The organism is Pseudomonas sp. WS 5503 (genome assembly GCF_012985385.1).
GTDB classification, from domain to species: domain Bacteria; phylum Pseudomonadota; class Gammaproteobacteria; order Pseudomonadales; family Pseudomonadaceae; genus Aquipseudomonas; species Aquipseudomonas paracarnis.
On the sequence record NZ_JAAQWI010000006.1, the window covers coordinates 79,921 to 94,161 of the forward strand.

The window sequence follows — 14,241 nt, forward strand, 5'->3', positions numbered from 1 at the left end:
GACTAAATATGCCTAAACCCAATGGCATGGCTCGTTCCGATGGAGTGGAGCCAGACCTGTAGAGGCCGCGAGGTTATAGATCCAAGAGGAAGTGGTAAGTAGGATATATCCGAAGATTGCGGAGTAATTGAGTAGCGTATTGGTATTAACAAAACACCAAGGCGCAGGACGCCTTGGTGCTTGCAGCTCTGCTGCTATGGCGTATAAGGATCGCCATCGCAGAAGTTGTTGGACGTCAACATTCGGACGGGAATGACTGCAGGTACTGATTTGGCCGGCGTCCCTGCGACATCCAGAGAGTACTGGAACCAAAGCGAGTTATAGCTCGGCGCAACCCCCGGGACCTTAAGGTGCGGATCGAAAGGTTCAAGCTCGAAGATAAACCCATTCTCCGCCATGTTTTTATCCAATGTGAGTGATCGAGTGTCTCGAGTAGACTCTATCGGAGCATCCCCATTAAGGCCCGTCGAGGCCACGAACTCAAATGTAACTTCTACACCATTAGCGAAAAACTCAGTGCTGGGTGGAATCCAGACTTCAATGTGTTTTTCCCCCTCAGGCGTGCCTGTGCCTTGAGGCCGCAAGGATGAACACGTGATCCTGCCACGGGGGTCAACGGCCCAGGCAAGCGTGTTGCGAAACACTGCGGGATCGAGCGAGTGGATAATCGCATCGTCCACTTCAACGGACGTGCTTGGCGAAAAGTTGCTATTGGCCGCGCCAGGACGACTGACACCGTAGAAAACCGGAATGTCATCGCCATTGCCCGCGGCGGCGATCGCGTCCTTGTCTACCTCGATCATAAAGGGATCACCAGCCCCCTCACCCGCCGCAACGGTACGTGAGCCTGCCGGGTTCAGCTTGCTTCCCCAATACAGCGTAATGACCATTCCGTCTGCCGGCTGAGGGTTGGCAGTCCACAGATCAAAATGCGCCTCGATGGGGCTGGCATGATCAATGTCGGCGGAATTCAGGTAATTGGGCGTGGGAGTAGACGCGGGGCCCAAGATAGTGACAGCGTCCAGGTCTGGACTCGGGTCTCCCGGCGTAGGTGCGCCCGGTCCTTCAACACTCAGATCAACGTCAACCGATACCTCAGTATCAGGCTTATTGACTGTCCCTGTCCTGACGATTTCATAAGTGATCCGCGTCGACACCGCGCCTGTCTGAGTACCATATTCATCCAGAATCAGTTGACTTGAGGCCGTGAACTCAAAGGGAAATACGCCATTGAGTGGCAACAACCCGGAGGATTGCGCCCCCCAAATCAACCTGTATTGATCACCAGACTCCCATGCATAGCTGGGTATCGCCAACCTTACACCCGCTTTCCAAACCTCGATATCCACCAACTCATTCTCTGGAGGCACTACGAGGTCAATAGGCTCCAACACCAGGTTGGCACTGCGTTTAAGCCTGCGGCCCGTGGTGATCCTGGAAATTTCACTGAGATTCCCAGCAGCATCTATCAATCGGTAATAGCCAAAATAATTACCATCTTCAAAATCTTCAAACGCCGAAATGGGCAGGTTGAACTCCACACCGCCACTTTCCATGGGGACGCTGCCCAAGGACGGAGCATCATCGGGTGGCTGCACGGCAGTGAACCAGACCTGCGCAACGCGATCGCCGTCTTCAAAACCCGCGTAGCTGGAAATCTCGAAGTCAAAACCTCCCGGATTAAGGTCCAGAGTAGCTTGTGTAATGTCGACCCCCAGAGGAAGCGCGGTGGGGAAAACAATCCTTGCGGGGGCCTCAGTACGACCCGATGATTTATAAGGCCCGTATAGATCAATCCTGACGCGCTCTGTAACGGAGAAGTCCTTATAGTCAGTGTCCGAGGCGGGCTTTACCTTAAATCTGACTTCAAACTCCCCATGCCCCAGAATATTATAATCAATGGTCAACCGGACGAGCGGCCCAGTAGGGTCGGTTTCGAGAATCATCGGCTCCAGTGGTGTCCATACAGCAACCCCGACTGGGCTGTATTCAATCTGTATCTCGTCGCCAATCTCCGGAAAGCCCCCCAGGGGACAATCAACCCGCAAACCACCATGTTCGTCCAGGTCAGGCCGCCAGATCAAACCACTTACACCGTTGAGCGCCTGAGAAAATCTCGGCGCGTCTAATTTGGGATCATCCCAACCAAGTGTCGTTATTTTTTTTGCACTGTTAATTGCCATCTTAGTTCTCCTTGCGTGTAATAAAGCGCTCAAGAAGTTCCCGGACTGATGACCACGCCAGCCTCACATAAAATCACCGGCAAGCCAACTGCAACCAAGTTCAGATTGAGCACACTGTAAAACAATCAACAAAGGCACAGCCAACTGCTGGAGATTTTTTAATCCGGCCCATTGCCGTTCGGCCCGCAGAATATGGGATCCGAGGTTGAATACCGGCGATCGATTTTTACGTAGCGAATAGACGAACTGCCAATCCGTGTTCCGTTGCGCCATACCGTGAACTCGGCATACGCACCCGCCTCGTTCTTCATGGGCTGAACATAAGGAATATAAGGCACAACAAAAACGTGATAGCCCTGACTCTCGTCAACATCCGACCAATGTTCTTTGAATACTTCAGAGGTTTCAGAGATCGGGCGGTCACCCGCAAACCCCCAAGTGCCTTGCCATTTCAATCGGAGCTCATCACCGACTGCAATAGCTGCATGTTTATTCACAAGCACATGAACCCCCTCCCAGAGAGGAGGATCGGTCTGGCAATTCAACCACCCCGTAGTGCTGGCATGCGCAAATTCAGGGCGAGGAAATCTGACCGGCGGCACTATATTAATATTCACGAACTGGTTTGGCGCCAATTGTTCATTCACGCCATTACTCGTGCGATAACTAACCGGAAATGCTGGATTATTAGGTGTTTCGGCAACTATCTCCCAAGGCACCCCGGTAAATGTCACTAATTTTCCAGGTTTATCGTCAGACTTAACTGTATAGGAGGCAACTGGATTTTCTCGGTCCCCCCAGTACAAGTCCAACCACTTACCGACAGCTGGTCCCTCAGGCAAGGCCACTGTCGCCGTGACACACTGGTCCGAATCACTGAAGTCCAAGTGGTTAGCGGTATCGGAAACAGCGCCTCGAATTTCAACTTTAGCCAAGTGCCGATTGTATTCAGCCGGTGCTTGGTCATGGTCCACCCCAAATACCCGGAAGTCAGCGTCGACACGTCGTATCGGCGATGGAACAGCCGTCGCAACACCGGCACGGTAAATAAAGTACCGAACCGGAAACTGGGTCTGTAGGTAGCCATTCTGGATCAATACAGACCAGCTCACCGGGACCACTTTTGGAAAACCGTCAACCGGTTCCCGGGCTAGAAGGATGCCATTCCAACTGACGGCCACCTCATCTGTTGGATTCCAGTCTAAATAGGCACCAAATCTCAGGTTTACGCCACTACGGGCATCCGCGCGATCAATCAGGCCGTCATATTCATAGGCAAGTACCTCGGGCGGTTGCAATCCACTGGGGAGCGCTTGCAGGTTGATATAGACCAGTGTTGCCCCCGAGTAATTGGGCTGCTGGTTTCCTGCCCGATCACGAAGACCGTAGCGCAAAAAACGCGGCCCATTTGGCAGTTGGCGAAACAACTCGGACGGCACGGGGACTATCAGCGCCTCAGTGGTGCTGACAAAGGTATGCGTATAGGCCGCCAGAAAAGGGTTTGACTCCTCAGTCTCCAACAAAAAAATCAACCCGTCGTCAAATGCCTGGAGATCCAGATAGGTCGGAATTCGCAGCTCAACGAACTCATGCTCACTGATATAGGCCTCAGTGATGCCGTTATTGGCGACCTCCGGATCGATGAACATAGGCGGCATAAGAGGGGCTGTCCCACCCGGCGGAATCCAATCCAGGGTGAACGTAGTGACATACCGGCTGTGCTCTATACCGCCCGGCCCGTCAACGTAATAACTGAGGTCATAAGAGCCGCTGATCTTCAGCCAATTACCGCCGATGGACAGTTCTACCGGGAAATGATCCTCGGTAACGGGGCCTTCCAAGGGAATCGCTGGCAAAGGGTAGGCAGGTTCCGGCGTATGCGGCTTGATCGAGAAATGGACATTATCCGTCTCGCCGGCTTCGGCCGGGAACTGCCAGATCTGCCGGAGCTGAATTTTGATCGGGTGGTACAGGAACTCAGTAGGAATCAGGCCGTTGGGATCATCGGGAAACGCATCCACCACGACGGCAGCCTTGAGTTCAGACATCTGCCCTGCGCCTGTATCGCTGACAGATGTGTTGGCTGTTTTTTTTGACCCCGTCATTAGGCGCTCCTTGATTTCCACGTGGCTGAATCAATCCGCTTCGCTGGCTCAAATTAGGCGCTTGTTTCAGGGCGATGGATACTGTCAGAACTAACAGGTATATCGCTCCGCTCGTCGGACAGCCCTTGCGCGCCCCAAGCAGCAACGCTTGACGCACTGGTTGACTTGGTGTTTCCTGAAACCGGTTTCAAAGCAGCCATGACCCACCTCAAATAAGAAAGGCCCGCGACCGTGACTCCTTTTTCCGCCGCCCAGCGCACCCGTGTCACCATGCTCGACGTCGCCCAACGCGCCGGCGTGTCCAAAGCCAGCGTGTCGCGTTTTATCGGCGATGACCGCGCCCTGCTCTCCGACGCGATCGCGCTGCGCATCGAGCAAGCCATCGAACAGCTCGGCTACCGCCCCAACCAGATGGCCCGTGGTTTGAAACGTGGCCGCACGCGACTGATCGGCATGCTGGTGGCCGATATCCGCAACCCCTATTCCATCGCCGTGATGCACGGCGTCGAAACCGCCTGCCGTCAGCACGGCTACAGCCTGGTGGTGTGCAACACCGACCGCGATGACGAGCAAGAGCGCCAACACCTGGCGGCGCTGCGCTCCTACAACATCGAAGGCTTGATCGTGAACACCCTGGGCCATCACCTCGACCAACTGCTGGAGCTGCAACAGGAAATGCCCCTGGTGCTGGTGGACCGCAAGGTCGAGCCGCTGCACAGCGACCTGGTGGGCCTGGATAACCCGGCGGCGGTGCGCATGGCGGTGGAACACCTGGAGCTGCAGGGTTACCGCGACGTGCTGCTCGTAAGCGAGACCACAGACGGTACCAGCTCACGCCTGGAGCGCCTGGAGAGTTTCAACCACGAAATTGCCAAGCACCCGGCGTTGACAGGCGCCGTGGTTGAACTGGATGGCAACCTGGAAAAGCGTCTGCAAGCCTTTCTCGCCAAACCCGGCCCCAAGGCACTGTTTTGCGCCAACGGCGTGGCCGCACTGGCCTGCACCCGTGCGCTCAAGGCGCTGGGCTGCGACCTGTTCGGCGAGGTGGGCTTGATCGCCCTGGATGACCTGGACTGGTACCCGCTGGTGGGCAACGGCATCACCGCCCTCGCCCAACCGACGCAAGCGATTGGCGCCAGCGCCTTCGACTGTTTGCTCAAGCGCCTGCGCGGCGATACCGCCCCCACCCGCACCCTGGATTTCTTACCCGAGCTGATTATCCGCGGCTCGACGCCCCCTTATGACCCTGGCTTTACTGTGGCGAGGGAGCTTGCTCCCGCTGCGGTGCGAAGCGCCGCCAAGAGCCGGTGACTGCTGCGCAGTCAAACGGGAGCAAGCTCCCTCGCCACAAGCAGTCAGTGTGTTCTTGTTGATAAAAATGAAACCGGTTTCAGAGGTAAACAACAATGCATAAATACCCCGTCTCCATCAGCCTTTCCAGCTACGGCGCCGACCTGGTTCGCCAGCAGGGCCAATTGAGTTTTGTCGCGCTGCTCTGCGCTGCCGGTGCCCAGCGCATTGAATGGCGTGAGGAGCTACTGACCGACGAACACCCCGCCACCCTGGCCCAGGCCGCTGCCGCGCAAGGCTTGGACAGCGTATTTTCCTCGCCCCTGGAACTCTGGGTCGCCGGCCGAGCCCAGCCCAATGCCGAGCTGGCCGCTACCCTGGACCGCGCCCAGACCTTTGGCTCGGGCTGGCTGAAGGTGTCCCTCGGTTACTTCACCGACACAAACGACATGGAAAGCCTGCACGCCCTGCTCAATCGCCACCCGGTCAAGCTACTGGTGGAAAACGACCAGACCCTGCACGGCGGGCGTATTGAACCGATGCAACGGTTTTTTACCGAAGTCGAACGCCTGGGCCTGCCGGTGAAAATGACCTTCGACATCGGTAACTGGCAGTGGCAAGACCAGTCCGCGCTCACTGCTGCGCGGTTACTGGGCCGGCATGTGGATTACCTGCACTGCAAGGCCGTGGCCCGTCGCGCCGATGGCAAGCTCGTCGCCTTGCCGCCGGGCGCCACCGACCTGCATCTGTGGGAACAACTGCTTAAACACATGACTCAAGGTATTACCCGGGCAGTGGAATTTCCGTTGCAGGGCGATGACCTGATCGAAGTCACCGCGCAACAGGTCGCGACCCTGGCCCGCCTTGGCCAACCCCATGTGGAGAACGCCCATGTCTGAGATCGATATCCTGTCGTTTGGCGAAACCATGGCGATGTTTGTCGCCGAACAGACCGGCGACCTGGCGCAGGTCGGGCAGTTTCACAAACGCATTGCCGGCGCCGACAGCAACGTCGCCATCGGCCTGTCGCGCCTGGGGTTCAACGTGGCCTGGCTGAGCCGCGTGGGTAACGACTCCCTCGGGCGTTTTGTGGTCGATACCCTGACTAAAGAAGGACTCGATTGCCACCACGTGGCCGTCGACCCGCTGAACCCCACCGGCTTTCAACTCAAATCCCGGGAAGAGGCCGGCGCAGATCCTCAAGTGGAGTACTTTCGCAGAGGCTCGGCGGCCAGCCACTTGTCCATCGATGCCATCCATCCGACGCTGCTGCAAGCCCGCCATCTGCACGCCACCGGCATTCCGCCAGCGCTGTCCGATGCCACTCGCGCACTGTCGTTCGAGCTGATGACCCAAATGCGCAAGGCCGGACGCAGTGTGTCGTTCGACCCGAACCTGCGCCCGTCCCTATGGGCCAGCCAGGCGCAGATGATCCGCGAAATCAATGCGCTGGCTGCTTTGGCCGACTGGGTCCTGCCGGGCCTGGGCGAAGGTCGCCTGCTGACCGGTTTTGACGACCCGGAAGACATCGCCGCGTTCTATCTCGACCAGGGCGCCGAAGCCGTGGCGATCAAGCTCGGCGCCGAGGGCGCCTATTACCGCACCCATATGGACCAGGGTTTTGTCGCCGCCGTACCGGTGGCCAAGGTCGTGGATACCGTGGGCGCCGGCGATGGCTTTGCCGTGGGCATGATCAGCGCCCTGCTGGAAAACTTGAGCTTCCCCGAGGCCGTACAGCGCGGTAACTGGATCGGCAGCCGCGCCGTGCAGAGCCGTGGCGATATGGAAGGTTTGCCGACCCGCGCTGAATTACCCACCCGATCCGTTGCGTGACCCATTACCTGTTGCCACAACTACAACAAGCTCAGGAGCAACCCCATGGAAACCGTGAAACTCGCCACCCGTCGCTGGTGGTACATCATGCCTATCGTGTTTATCACCTACAGCTTGGCCTACCTCGACCGCGCCAACTACGGCTTCGCCGCCGCGTCCGGCATGGCCGAAGACCTGATGATCACGCCAGGCATGTCTTCGCTGCTCGGTGCACTGTTTTTCCTTGGCTACTTTTTCTTTCAGGTGCCGGGGGCGATCTACGCGCAAAAGCGCAGCGTCAAGAAACTGATCTTCGTCAGCCTGATCCTCTGGGGCGGCTTGGCGACGCTGACTGGCGTGGTGTCCAACGCCTACATGCTGATCGTCATCCGCTTCATGCTCGGGGTGGTCGAGGCCGCCGTGATGCCGGCCATGCTGGTATACCTGTGCCACTGGTTCACCCGTGCCGAACGCTCACGGGCCAACACTTTCCTGATCCTCGGCAACCCGGTCACCATGCTGTGGATGTCGGTGGTGTCGGGCTACCTGGTGCAGCATTTCAGCTGGCGCTGGATGTTCATCATCGAGGGCCTGCCGGCGGTGTTGTGGGCGTTTATCTGGTGGAAGCTGGCCGATGAGCGCCCCAAGGATGCCAAGTGGCTGAGCGACGCCGAAAAGCACAGCCTGGAAACCGCCCTCGCCGCCGAGCAGGTGGGGATCAAGGCCGTGAAAAACTACGCCGAGGCGTTCCGTTCGCCCAAGGTGATCATTCTCGCGTTGCAGTTTTTCTGCTGGAGCATTGGCGTGTACGGCTTCGTGCTGTGGTTGCCATCAATCCTCAAGGCCGGTTTGCAGATGGACATGGTCGAAGCCGGCTGGCTCTCGGCCCTGCCCTATCTGGCGGCGGTGATTGGCATGCTCGTGGTGTCCTGGGGTTCGGACAAGCTGCAGAAACGTAAGCGTTTTGTCTGGCCGCCGCTATTGATTGCGTCGATTGCCTTCTACGCGTCCTACGTGCTGGGCGCCGAACACTTCTGGTGGTCCTACACCCTGCTGGTGATCGCCGGGGCCTGCATGTATGCACCCTACGGCCCGTTTTTCGCCATCGTCCCGGAAATCCTCCCGGCCAACGTCGCCGGTGGCGCCATGGCGCTGATCAACAGCATGGGCGCCCTGGGCTCGTTCGGTGGCTCGTACCTGGTGGGCTACCTCAACAGCAGCACCGGCTCGCCCGGCGCTTCGTACCTGCTGATGAGCGGCGCGCTGCTGCTTTCCGTGGTGCTGACGATTTTCCTCAAGCCCGGCGCCAGTGACCGCTCGCCGACGCCAACCCTGGAGTTGAAGGTAAAAACCTCATGAAAAAATCTGTCGTGCTGTACAAAAAACTGTCCACGCCGCTCATGGCTCGCCTGCACGAGCAGGTCGATGTCACGCTGATTGACGCTCTGGATGAAACCGGCCTGGCCAACCTGCGCGATGCCCTCCCTAACGCCCACGGCCTGCTGGGGGCAAGCCTGCGCCTGGATGCCCAGTTGCTCGACCTGGCACCCAAGCTGGAAGCAGTGGCCAGCGTCTCGGTGGGCGTCGACAACTACGATATCGATTACCTGACCCAACGCGGCATCCTGCTCAGCAACACTCCAGACGTGCTCACCGAAACCACCGCCGACACCGGCTTTGCGCTGATCCTGGCCACCGCCCGGCGCGTGGTCGAGCTGGCCGACATGGTGCGCGCCGGCCAATGGAACAAAAATATCGGCCCGGCGCATTTTGGCAGCGATGTACATGGCAAGACCCTCGGCATCATCGGCATGGGCCGTATCGGCGAAGCCCTGGCCCAACGCGGGCATTGTGGCTTCGGCATGCCAGTGATCTACCACAGCCACTCGCCCAAGCCGGCGGTTGAAGCGCGCTTTGGCGCGCAGTACCGCAGCTTGCAGGACTTGCTCAAAGAGGCTGATTTTGTCTGCCTGACCCTGCCGTTGACCGCTGAGACCGAGAAGTTGATTGGCGCCGAGGAATTCGCGCTGATGGGGCCGGAGACGATTTTTATCAATATCTCCCGAGGCAAGGTGGTGGACGAGGCGGCACTGGTGCAGGCGTTGCAGCAACGCACTATCCGCGCGGCGGGGTTGGATGTGTTTGAGAAGGAGCCGCTGGATCACGCGTCGCCGTTGTTGCGGTTGAACAATGTGGTAGCCACGCCGCATATCGGCTCGGCCACCCATGAGACGCGGGAGGCGATGGCCAAGTGTGCGGTGGAGAATCTCCTGGCGGCATTGGCTGGCGAAAAGCCGGTAAACCTGGTGAATCCAGGGGCATGGCGGCACTGACACAACACAAGAGCAAAGGTGGAAGCTGGCTTGCCTGCGATAGCCATAGGTATCTACACAACTCTGAAGCGATCGACGGTAACCACGATGCTAAGCGAGCCGCTCTTGATCTTGATCTGGCTTTTGATCTGAAGCGCCCCGTCAAACCACGCTGGCCGAACGCAGGCTTGAAGTCGTGGGCAACCCGGCAGGACGCCGGGTTAGCCGCCCCGCGCCATGGATGGCGCGTGGCGGCGGCCCACGACTTCAAGCCTGCGTTCGGGCACACCGAGCCTAGGCGAGGTGCCGAGTGGTGGGGCGAAGGCCTTTTGGTTACTTTTGAGCCTTTCCAAAAGTGCCCCGCTGTAAGAGCGGAACCATAGGTGGCCGTTACCGCAGGAACGGATATGTACGCGGTCAGATCCAACATCCTGGTCGGCTGTAAGGCCGCCATCGCAGGCAAGCCAGCTCCCACATTTGGATTGCGGCGCGTCAGTTAGATCAGCGTCGGCTGTCAGTCCGTCACGGGAGCAAGCGCCCTCGCCACAGGTCCAGCACCGGCCCAAGTTGTGTAGATCCCTATGCTGCGATAGCGGTAAGCCAACCCATGATGTGCCGACTGTAAGATTGCTATCGCAGGCAAGCCAGCTCCCACAGGGTGTTGTGGCAGCAGTTAGACGACGAACCTCGCCACCATCCCATTCAAATCCACCGCCAGCCTCGACAGTTCATGGCTGGCCGCGCTGGTCTGGTTGGCGCCCGCCGCCGACTGGGTGGCCAGGTCGCGGATGTTGACCAGGTTGCGGTCCACCTCGCGGGAGACCTGGGCCTGTTCTTCCGAAGCGCTGGCAATCACCAGGTTGCGTTCGTTGATCAGGCTGATAGACGCAGTGATCTGCTCCAGTGAGGCGCCGGCTGCACGTGCCATTTCCAGGGTGCTCTGGCTGCGCTGGTTGCTCTGTTGCATGGACTGCACCGCCTCCCCGGTACCGTTCTGGATGCCGGCGACCATTTTCTCGATTTCCTGGGTCGACTGCGCGGTGCGATGGGCCAGGGCGCGCACTTCATCGGCGACCACCGCAAAGCCCCTTCCGGCCTCGCCGGCACGGGCGGCTTCAATCGCTGCGTTGAGCGCCAGCAGGTTGGTTTGCTCGGCAATCGCGCGGATCACATCCAGCACCTTGCCGATATCCCGGCCCTGAGCGGCCAGGCCCTCGATCATCGCGGAGGTGTTCTGCACGTCCTGAGTCATGGTCTGGATCGCGCCGACAGTTTCCATCACCCGATCACGGCCTTCCCGCGCCGCCTGGTTGGACTGCCCGGACGCCTCGGAGGTGGAAACCGCGTTACGCGCCACCTCCTCCACTGCTGCCGTCATCTCATTGACGGCCGTGGCGGCCTGGTCGATTTCATTGTTCTGCTGTTGCAGGCCACGGGAGGCCTCCTCGGTGACCGCGCTCAGCTCTTCCGCCGCCGAAGCCAGTTGCGTGGCCGAACCCGCGATGTGCTGGATAGTCTGGCGCAGGCTGGCTTGCATGGTCGACAGCGCACTGAGCAACCGCGCCGGTTCGTCCTTGCCATCGTCCTCGATGGTTTTGCTGAGGTTGCCGGCGGCGATGGTCTCGGCCACTTCCACGGCCTTGCGCAGCGGGGTCACGATGCTGCGGGTCAACAACCAGGCCAGCAGCACGGTGAGCAATGCCGCCACCACGGAGACCGCCACCACGCCGGTGATCGCGCCCTCGTAGCTTTGCCCGGCATCCTCGTCGGCCTGCTTGGCGTCGGCCGCATTGATGGCGATCAGCTTGTTCAGTTGCTCGCCCATCTGGTCAGTGCCGTCCTTGATACGGCTGTTGATCAGAGCGCGCATCTCATCGACCTTGCCCTGCTTGGACAATGCCACCATCTCGGCCTGGGCTTTGAGGTAGTTGTCCAGGGTGACGCCGAAGGCTTTGTACAGCGCAGCCTCCTCCGCGCCCGCAGGCAGCGTGGCGTATTTGGCCTGGGCGGTCTTGACCTTGTCAGCCAGCACGCCAATGCGCGTCTCGGCTTCCTGCAGGGCGGCAGGCTCGCGGTTGACCAGCACGCGAAACGACAGGATGCGCATGCGCAGCACGTTTTCGGTGATGGTACCCAGGTGAGTCATGCTGGGCAGCTGGTTCGCGCTCATGTCCTGGGAGGATTGGCGCATCTGCGTCATACGGTTGACCGCAAACACGCCCAACAGCACCACTAGAACCGCAATGAAGGCAAAACCGATAAACGCGCGAGGGGCAATATTCAGGTGACGGAGGGACATAGGGCTGCTCTCAGAAGTAGTGTTTGCGTGCATCCTTGCCGCGAAACGATCCGTCAGCGTCAACGCGCTGCCCAGACCTTGGTCACCACTGTTGTCGTTGTAGTGTGGGCCTATGCTTGATATCGGCTGGGCCACGGCTTTAGCGCAGGGTTTTTATAAATATTTTTTTACACTTCAGACGCCTGGCACTTTCTGGCATCCTGCGCCTCCATTTTCTGACCCGAGCCATCATTTTGTCTGACGCTCAAGCCCCCCGCCCGCGCTATAAATCTGACCTCATGTACGGCCTCGAAGACCGCCCGCACTTCACCGCCGCGATTTTTGCCGCGTTGCAGCATGTGTTGGCGAGTTTTGTCGGCATCATCACGCCCACCCTGATCGTCGGCGGCGTATTGGGGCTGGAAAGCGAAGTGCCGTACCTGGTGAGCATGGCGCTGTTTGTCTCGGGGCTTGGCACCTTTGTGCAGGCGCGCACTTTCGGGCCGGTGGGTTCGGGGCTGTTGTGCCTGCAAGGCACCAGTTTTTCCTTTATCAGCGTGATCTTGAGCGCTGGGTTCATGGTCAAGGCCCGGGGCGGCGGCACCGATGAAATCCTCTCGACGATCTTTGGCATCTGCTTTTTCGCGGCGTTTATCGAAGTGGTGCTCAGCCAGTTCATCGGCAAACTGCGCAAACTGATCACCCCGGTGGTGACCGGCACCATCATCACTTTGATGGGCTTGTCACTGATCAAGGTGGCCGTCACCGACATGGCTGGCGGCTATGGCGCCAGCGACTTGGGCGCCGCAGGCAACATGGGCCTGGCGGCCTTGGTGCTGCTGACCATCGTGGTACTCAACCGCTTCAACAACCCGTTCCTGCGCCTGGGTTCGATCGTGATCGGCCTGACCCTGGGCTTCGTAGTGGCGTGGCTGCTGGGCCGCGTCGACATGGCCGCCCTGCCCCAGATGCCGCTGATCAGCGTGCCGGTGCCGTTCAAGTACGGTTTCTCGTTCGACTGGGTGGCGTTTATCCCGGTGGCGGTGATCTTCCTGATTTCGCCCCTCGAAGCCGCCGGCGACCTGACCGCCAACTCGATGATTTCCCAGCAACCGGTCAAGGGCCCGCTGTATATCAAGCGCATCAAGTCCGGCCTGCTGGCCGACGGCCTCAACTCCGCGATGGCCGCCACCTTCAACAGCCTGCCGATGGTGACCTTTGCCCAGAACAACGGCGTGATCCAATTGACCGGCGTGGCCAGCCGCTACGTGGCGTACTTCATTGCTGGCCTGCTAGTGCTGCTGGGGTTGTTCCCGATGATCGGCGCGGTGCTGCAACTGATGCCCAAGCCCGTATTGGGCGGCGCGACCCTGATCATGTTCGGCACCGTGGCCGTGGCCGGGATCAAGATCCTCGCCGAAGCGGGCCTGCATCGGCGTAATGTGCTGATCGTGGCAATTTCCCTAGGCATGGGCCTGGGCGTCGCCGCGGTGCCCGAAGTGCTGCGCGAGCTGCCCAAGGCGCTGCACAACATCTTCGAATCGCCGATCACCGTGGGTGCATTCTGTGCAATCCTGCTGAACATTTTCCTGCCCGAAGAGTTCATAGAGCTGGAAGAAGATGAATTCGAGCCGGAGTCCTCTACCCTCAAGGTCATGCAGGACCCGGACGTCACCCAAAAGTAGGAGCATTTCTTTATGCGCAAGCTCATGGTTCTATCGCTGTTGCTGCTGACCTTGAGCGCCTGCGCACTGTTTCCCAACCGCGACCCGGTGAACATCAATGTGGTGGGCATCGAGCCGCTGCAAAGCCAGGACCTGGAAGTGCGTTTTGCCGTGAAACTGCGGGTGCAAAACCCCAATGAAGCGGCAATCGACTACAACGGCGTGGCCCTGGACCTGGAGGTCAATGGCCGGCCACTCGCTTCTGGCGTCAGCGATCAGGCTGGCAGCATCCCACGCTTTTCTGAAACCGTATTGATGGTGCCGGTCAGCGTTTCGGCGTTTTCGGTGTTGCGCCAGACCCTGGGCCTGAGCCAGACCCAAAGCCTGAACAACCTGCCCTACGTGCTGCGCGGCAAACTGACGGGCGGACTGTTTGGCACCATGCGCTTTGTAGAGCGTGGCACCCTGGACTTGCCGAACACCGCCACCTGGTAAGTGGCTGAAAACCAAATGTGGGAGCTGGCTTGCCTGCGATGGCGGTGCGTCAGTAACAGATGAATTGAATGACACGCCGCTATCGCAGGCAAGCCAGCTCCC

General features: G+C 59.2%; 10 protein-coding genes. 7 read left to right on the forward strand and 3 right to left on the reverse strand.

Annotation, left to right across the window (positions count from 1 at the left end; genetic code table 11):
- Nucleotides 1-194: 194 nt before the first annotated feature.
- Entirely contained in the window at nt 195-2,183 is a 1,989-nt protein-coding gene (locus tag HBO10_RS16710; RefSeq protein ID WP_060764656.1) for a hypothetical protein, read from the reverse strand.
- 158 nt (nt 2,184-2,341) lie between these two features.
- The gene (locus HBO10_RS16715) at nt 2,342-4,288 is read right to left on the reverse strand and encodes a hypothetical protein (RefSeq protein ID WP_034127681.1); all 1,947 of its coding nucleotides are present in this window, start codon (nt 4,286-4,288) and stop codon (nt 2,342-2,344) included.
- 231 nt (nt 4,289-4,519) lie between these two features.
- On the opposite strand from HBO10_RS16715, the gene HBO10_RS16720 reads away from it, so the two are divergent.
- From HBO10_RS16720 to HBO10_RS16740, 5 genes are all read left to right on the forward strand, one after another.
- A complete protein-coding gene (locus HBO10_RS16720) occupies nt 4,520-5,599 on the forward strand; it encodes a LacI family DNA-binding transcriptional regulator (RefSeq protein WP_272949749.1) in 1,080 nt (359 codons plus the stop codon).
- 95 nt (nt 5,600-5,694) lie between these two features.
- Nucleotides 5,695-6,477 carry an AP endonuclease gene (locus HBO10_RS16725; RefSeq protein WP_034127682.1) on the forward strand — a complete coding sequence of 261 codons (783 nt, stop codon included), beginning with the start codon at nt 5,695-5,697 and terminating at the stop codon, nt 6,475-6,477.
- Nucleotides 6,470-7,411, forward strand: a complete 942-nt coding sequence (locus HBO10_RS16730) for a sugar kinase (protein WP_034127683.1) — start codon at nt 6,470-6,472, stop codon at nt 7,409-7,411. Before HBO10_RS16725 ends, HBO10_RS16730 begins: the two co-directional genes overlap by 8 nt.
- 45 nt (nt 7,412-7,456) lie before the next feature.
- Complete coding sequence (locus HBO10_RS16735; protein WP_034127684.1) at nt 7,457-8,749, forward strand: MFS transporter; 1,293 nt, start codon at nt 7,457-7,459, stop codon at nt 8,747-8,749.
- Entirely contained in the window at nt 8,746-9,723 is a 978-nt protein-coding gene (locus tag HBO10_RS16740) for a D-glycerate dehydrogenase (RefSeq protein WP_034127685.1), read from the forward strand. The genes HBO10_RS16735 and HBO10_RS16740 overlap by 4 nt, the downstream gene beginning before the upstream one ends.
- A 652-nt stretch (nt 9,724-10,375) precedes the next feature.
- Here the strand turns inward: HBO10_RS16740 and HBO10_RS16745 are convergent.
- Nucleotides 10,376-12,001 carry a methyl-accepting chemotaxis protein gene (locus HBO10_RS16745; RefSeq protein WP_034127704.1) on the reverse strand — a complete coding sequence of 542 codons (1,626 nt, stop codon included), beginning with the start codon at nt 11,999-12,001 and terminating at the stop codon, nt 10,376-10,378.
- Between the two features lie 233 nt (nt 12,002-12,234).
- On the opposite strand from HBO10_RS16745, the gene HBO10_RS16750 reads away from it, so the two are divergent.
- The gene (locus HBO10_RS16750) at nt 12,235-13,665 is read left to right on the forward strand and encodes a nucleobase:cation symporter-2 family protein (RefSeq protein WP_034127705.1); all 1,431 of its coding nucleotides are present in this window, start codon (nt 12,235-12,237) and stop codon (nt 13,663-13,665) included.
- Nucleotides 13,666-13,677: 12 nt separating this feature from the next.
- A complete protein-coding gene (locus HBO10_RS16755) occupies nt 13,678-14,139 on the forward strand; it encodes an LEA type 2 family protein (RefSeq protein WP_034127706.1) in 462 nt (153 codons plus the stop codon).
- Nucleotides 14,140-14,241: the final 102 nt, after the last annotated feature.

What these genes read in the sequence shown, in the direction of transcription:
- HBO10_RS16710 (WP_060764656.1), bottom strand. Translation starts at nt 2,183, where the DNA reads ATGGCAATTAACAGTGCAAAAAAAATAACGACACTTGGTTGGGATGAT.
- HBO10_RS16715 (WP_034127681.1), bottom strand. Translation starts at nt 4,288, where the DNA reads ATGACGGGGTCAAAAAAAACAGCCAACACATCTGTCAGCGATACAGGC.
- HBO10_RS16725 (WP_034127682.1), top strand. Translation starts at nt 5,695, where the DNA reads ATGCATAAATACCCCGTCTCCATCAGCCTTTCCAGCTACGGCGCCGAC.
- HBO10_RS16730 (WP_034127683.1), top strand. Translation starts at nt 6,470, where the DNA reads ATGTCTGAGATCGATATCCTGTCGTTTGGCGAAACCATGGCGATGTTT.
- HBO10_RS16735 (WP_034127684.1), top strand. Translation starts at nt 7,457, where the DNA reads ATGGAAACCGTGAAACTCGCCACCCGTCGCTGGTGGTACATCATGCCT.
- HBO10_RS16740 (WP_034127685.1), top strand. Translation starts at nt 8,746, where the DNA reads ATGAAAAAATCTGTCGTGCTGTACAAAAAACTGTCCACGCCGCTCATG.
- HBO10_RS16745 (WP_034127704.1), bottom strand. Translation starts at nt 12,001, where the DNA reads ATGTCCCTCCGTCACCTGAATATTGCCCCTCGCGCGTTTATCGGTTTT.
- HBO10_RS16755 (WP_034127706.1), top strand. Translation starts at nt 13,678, where the DNA reads ATGCGCAAGCTCATGGTTCTATCGCTGTTGCTGCTGACCTTGAGCGCC.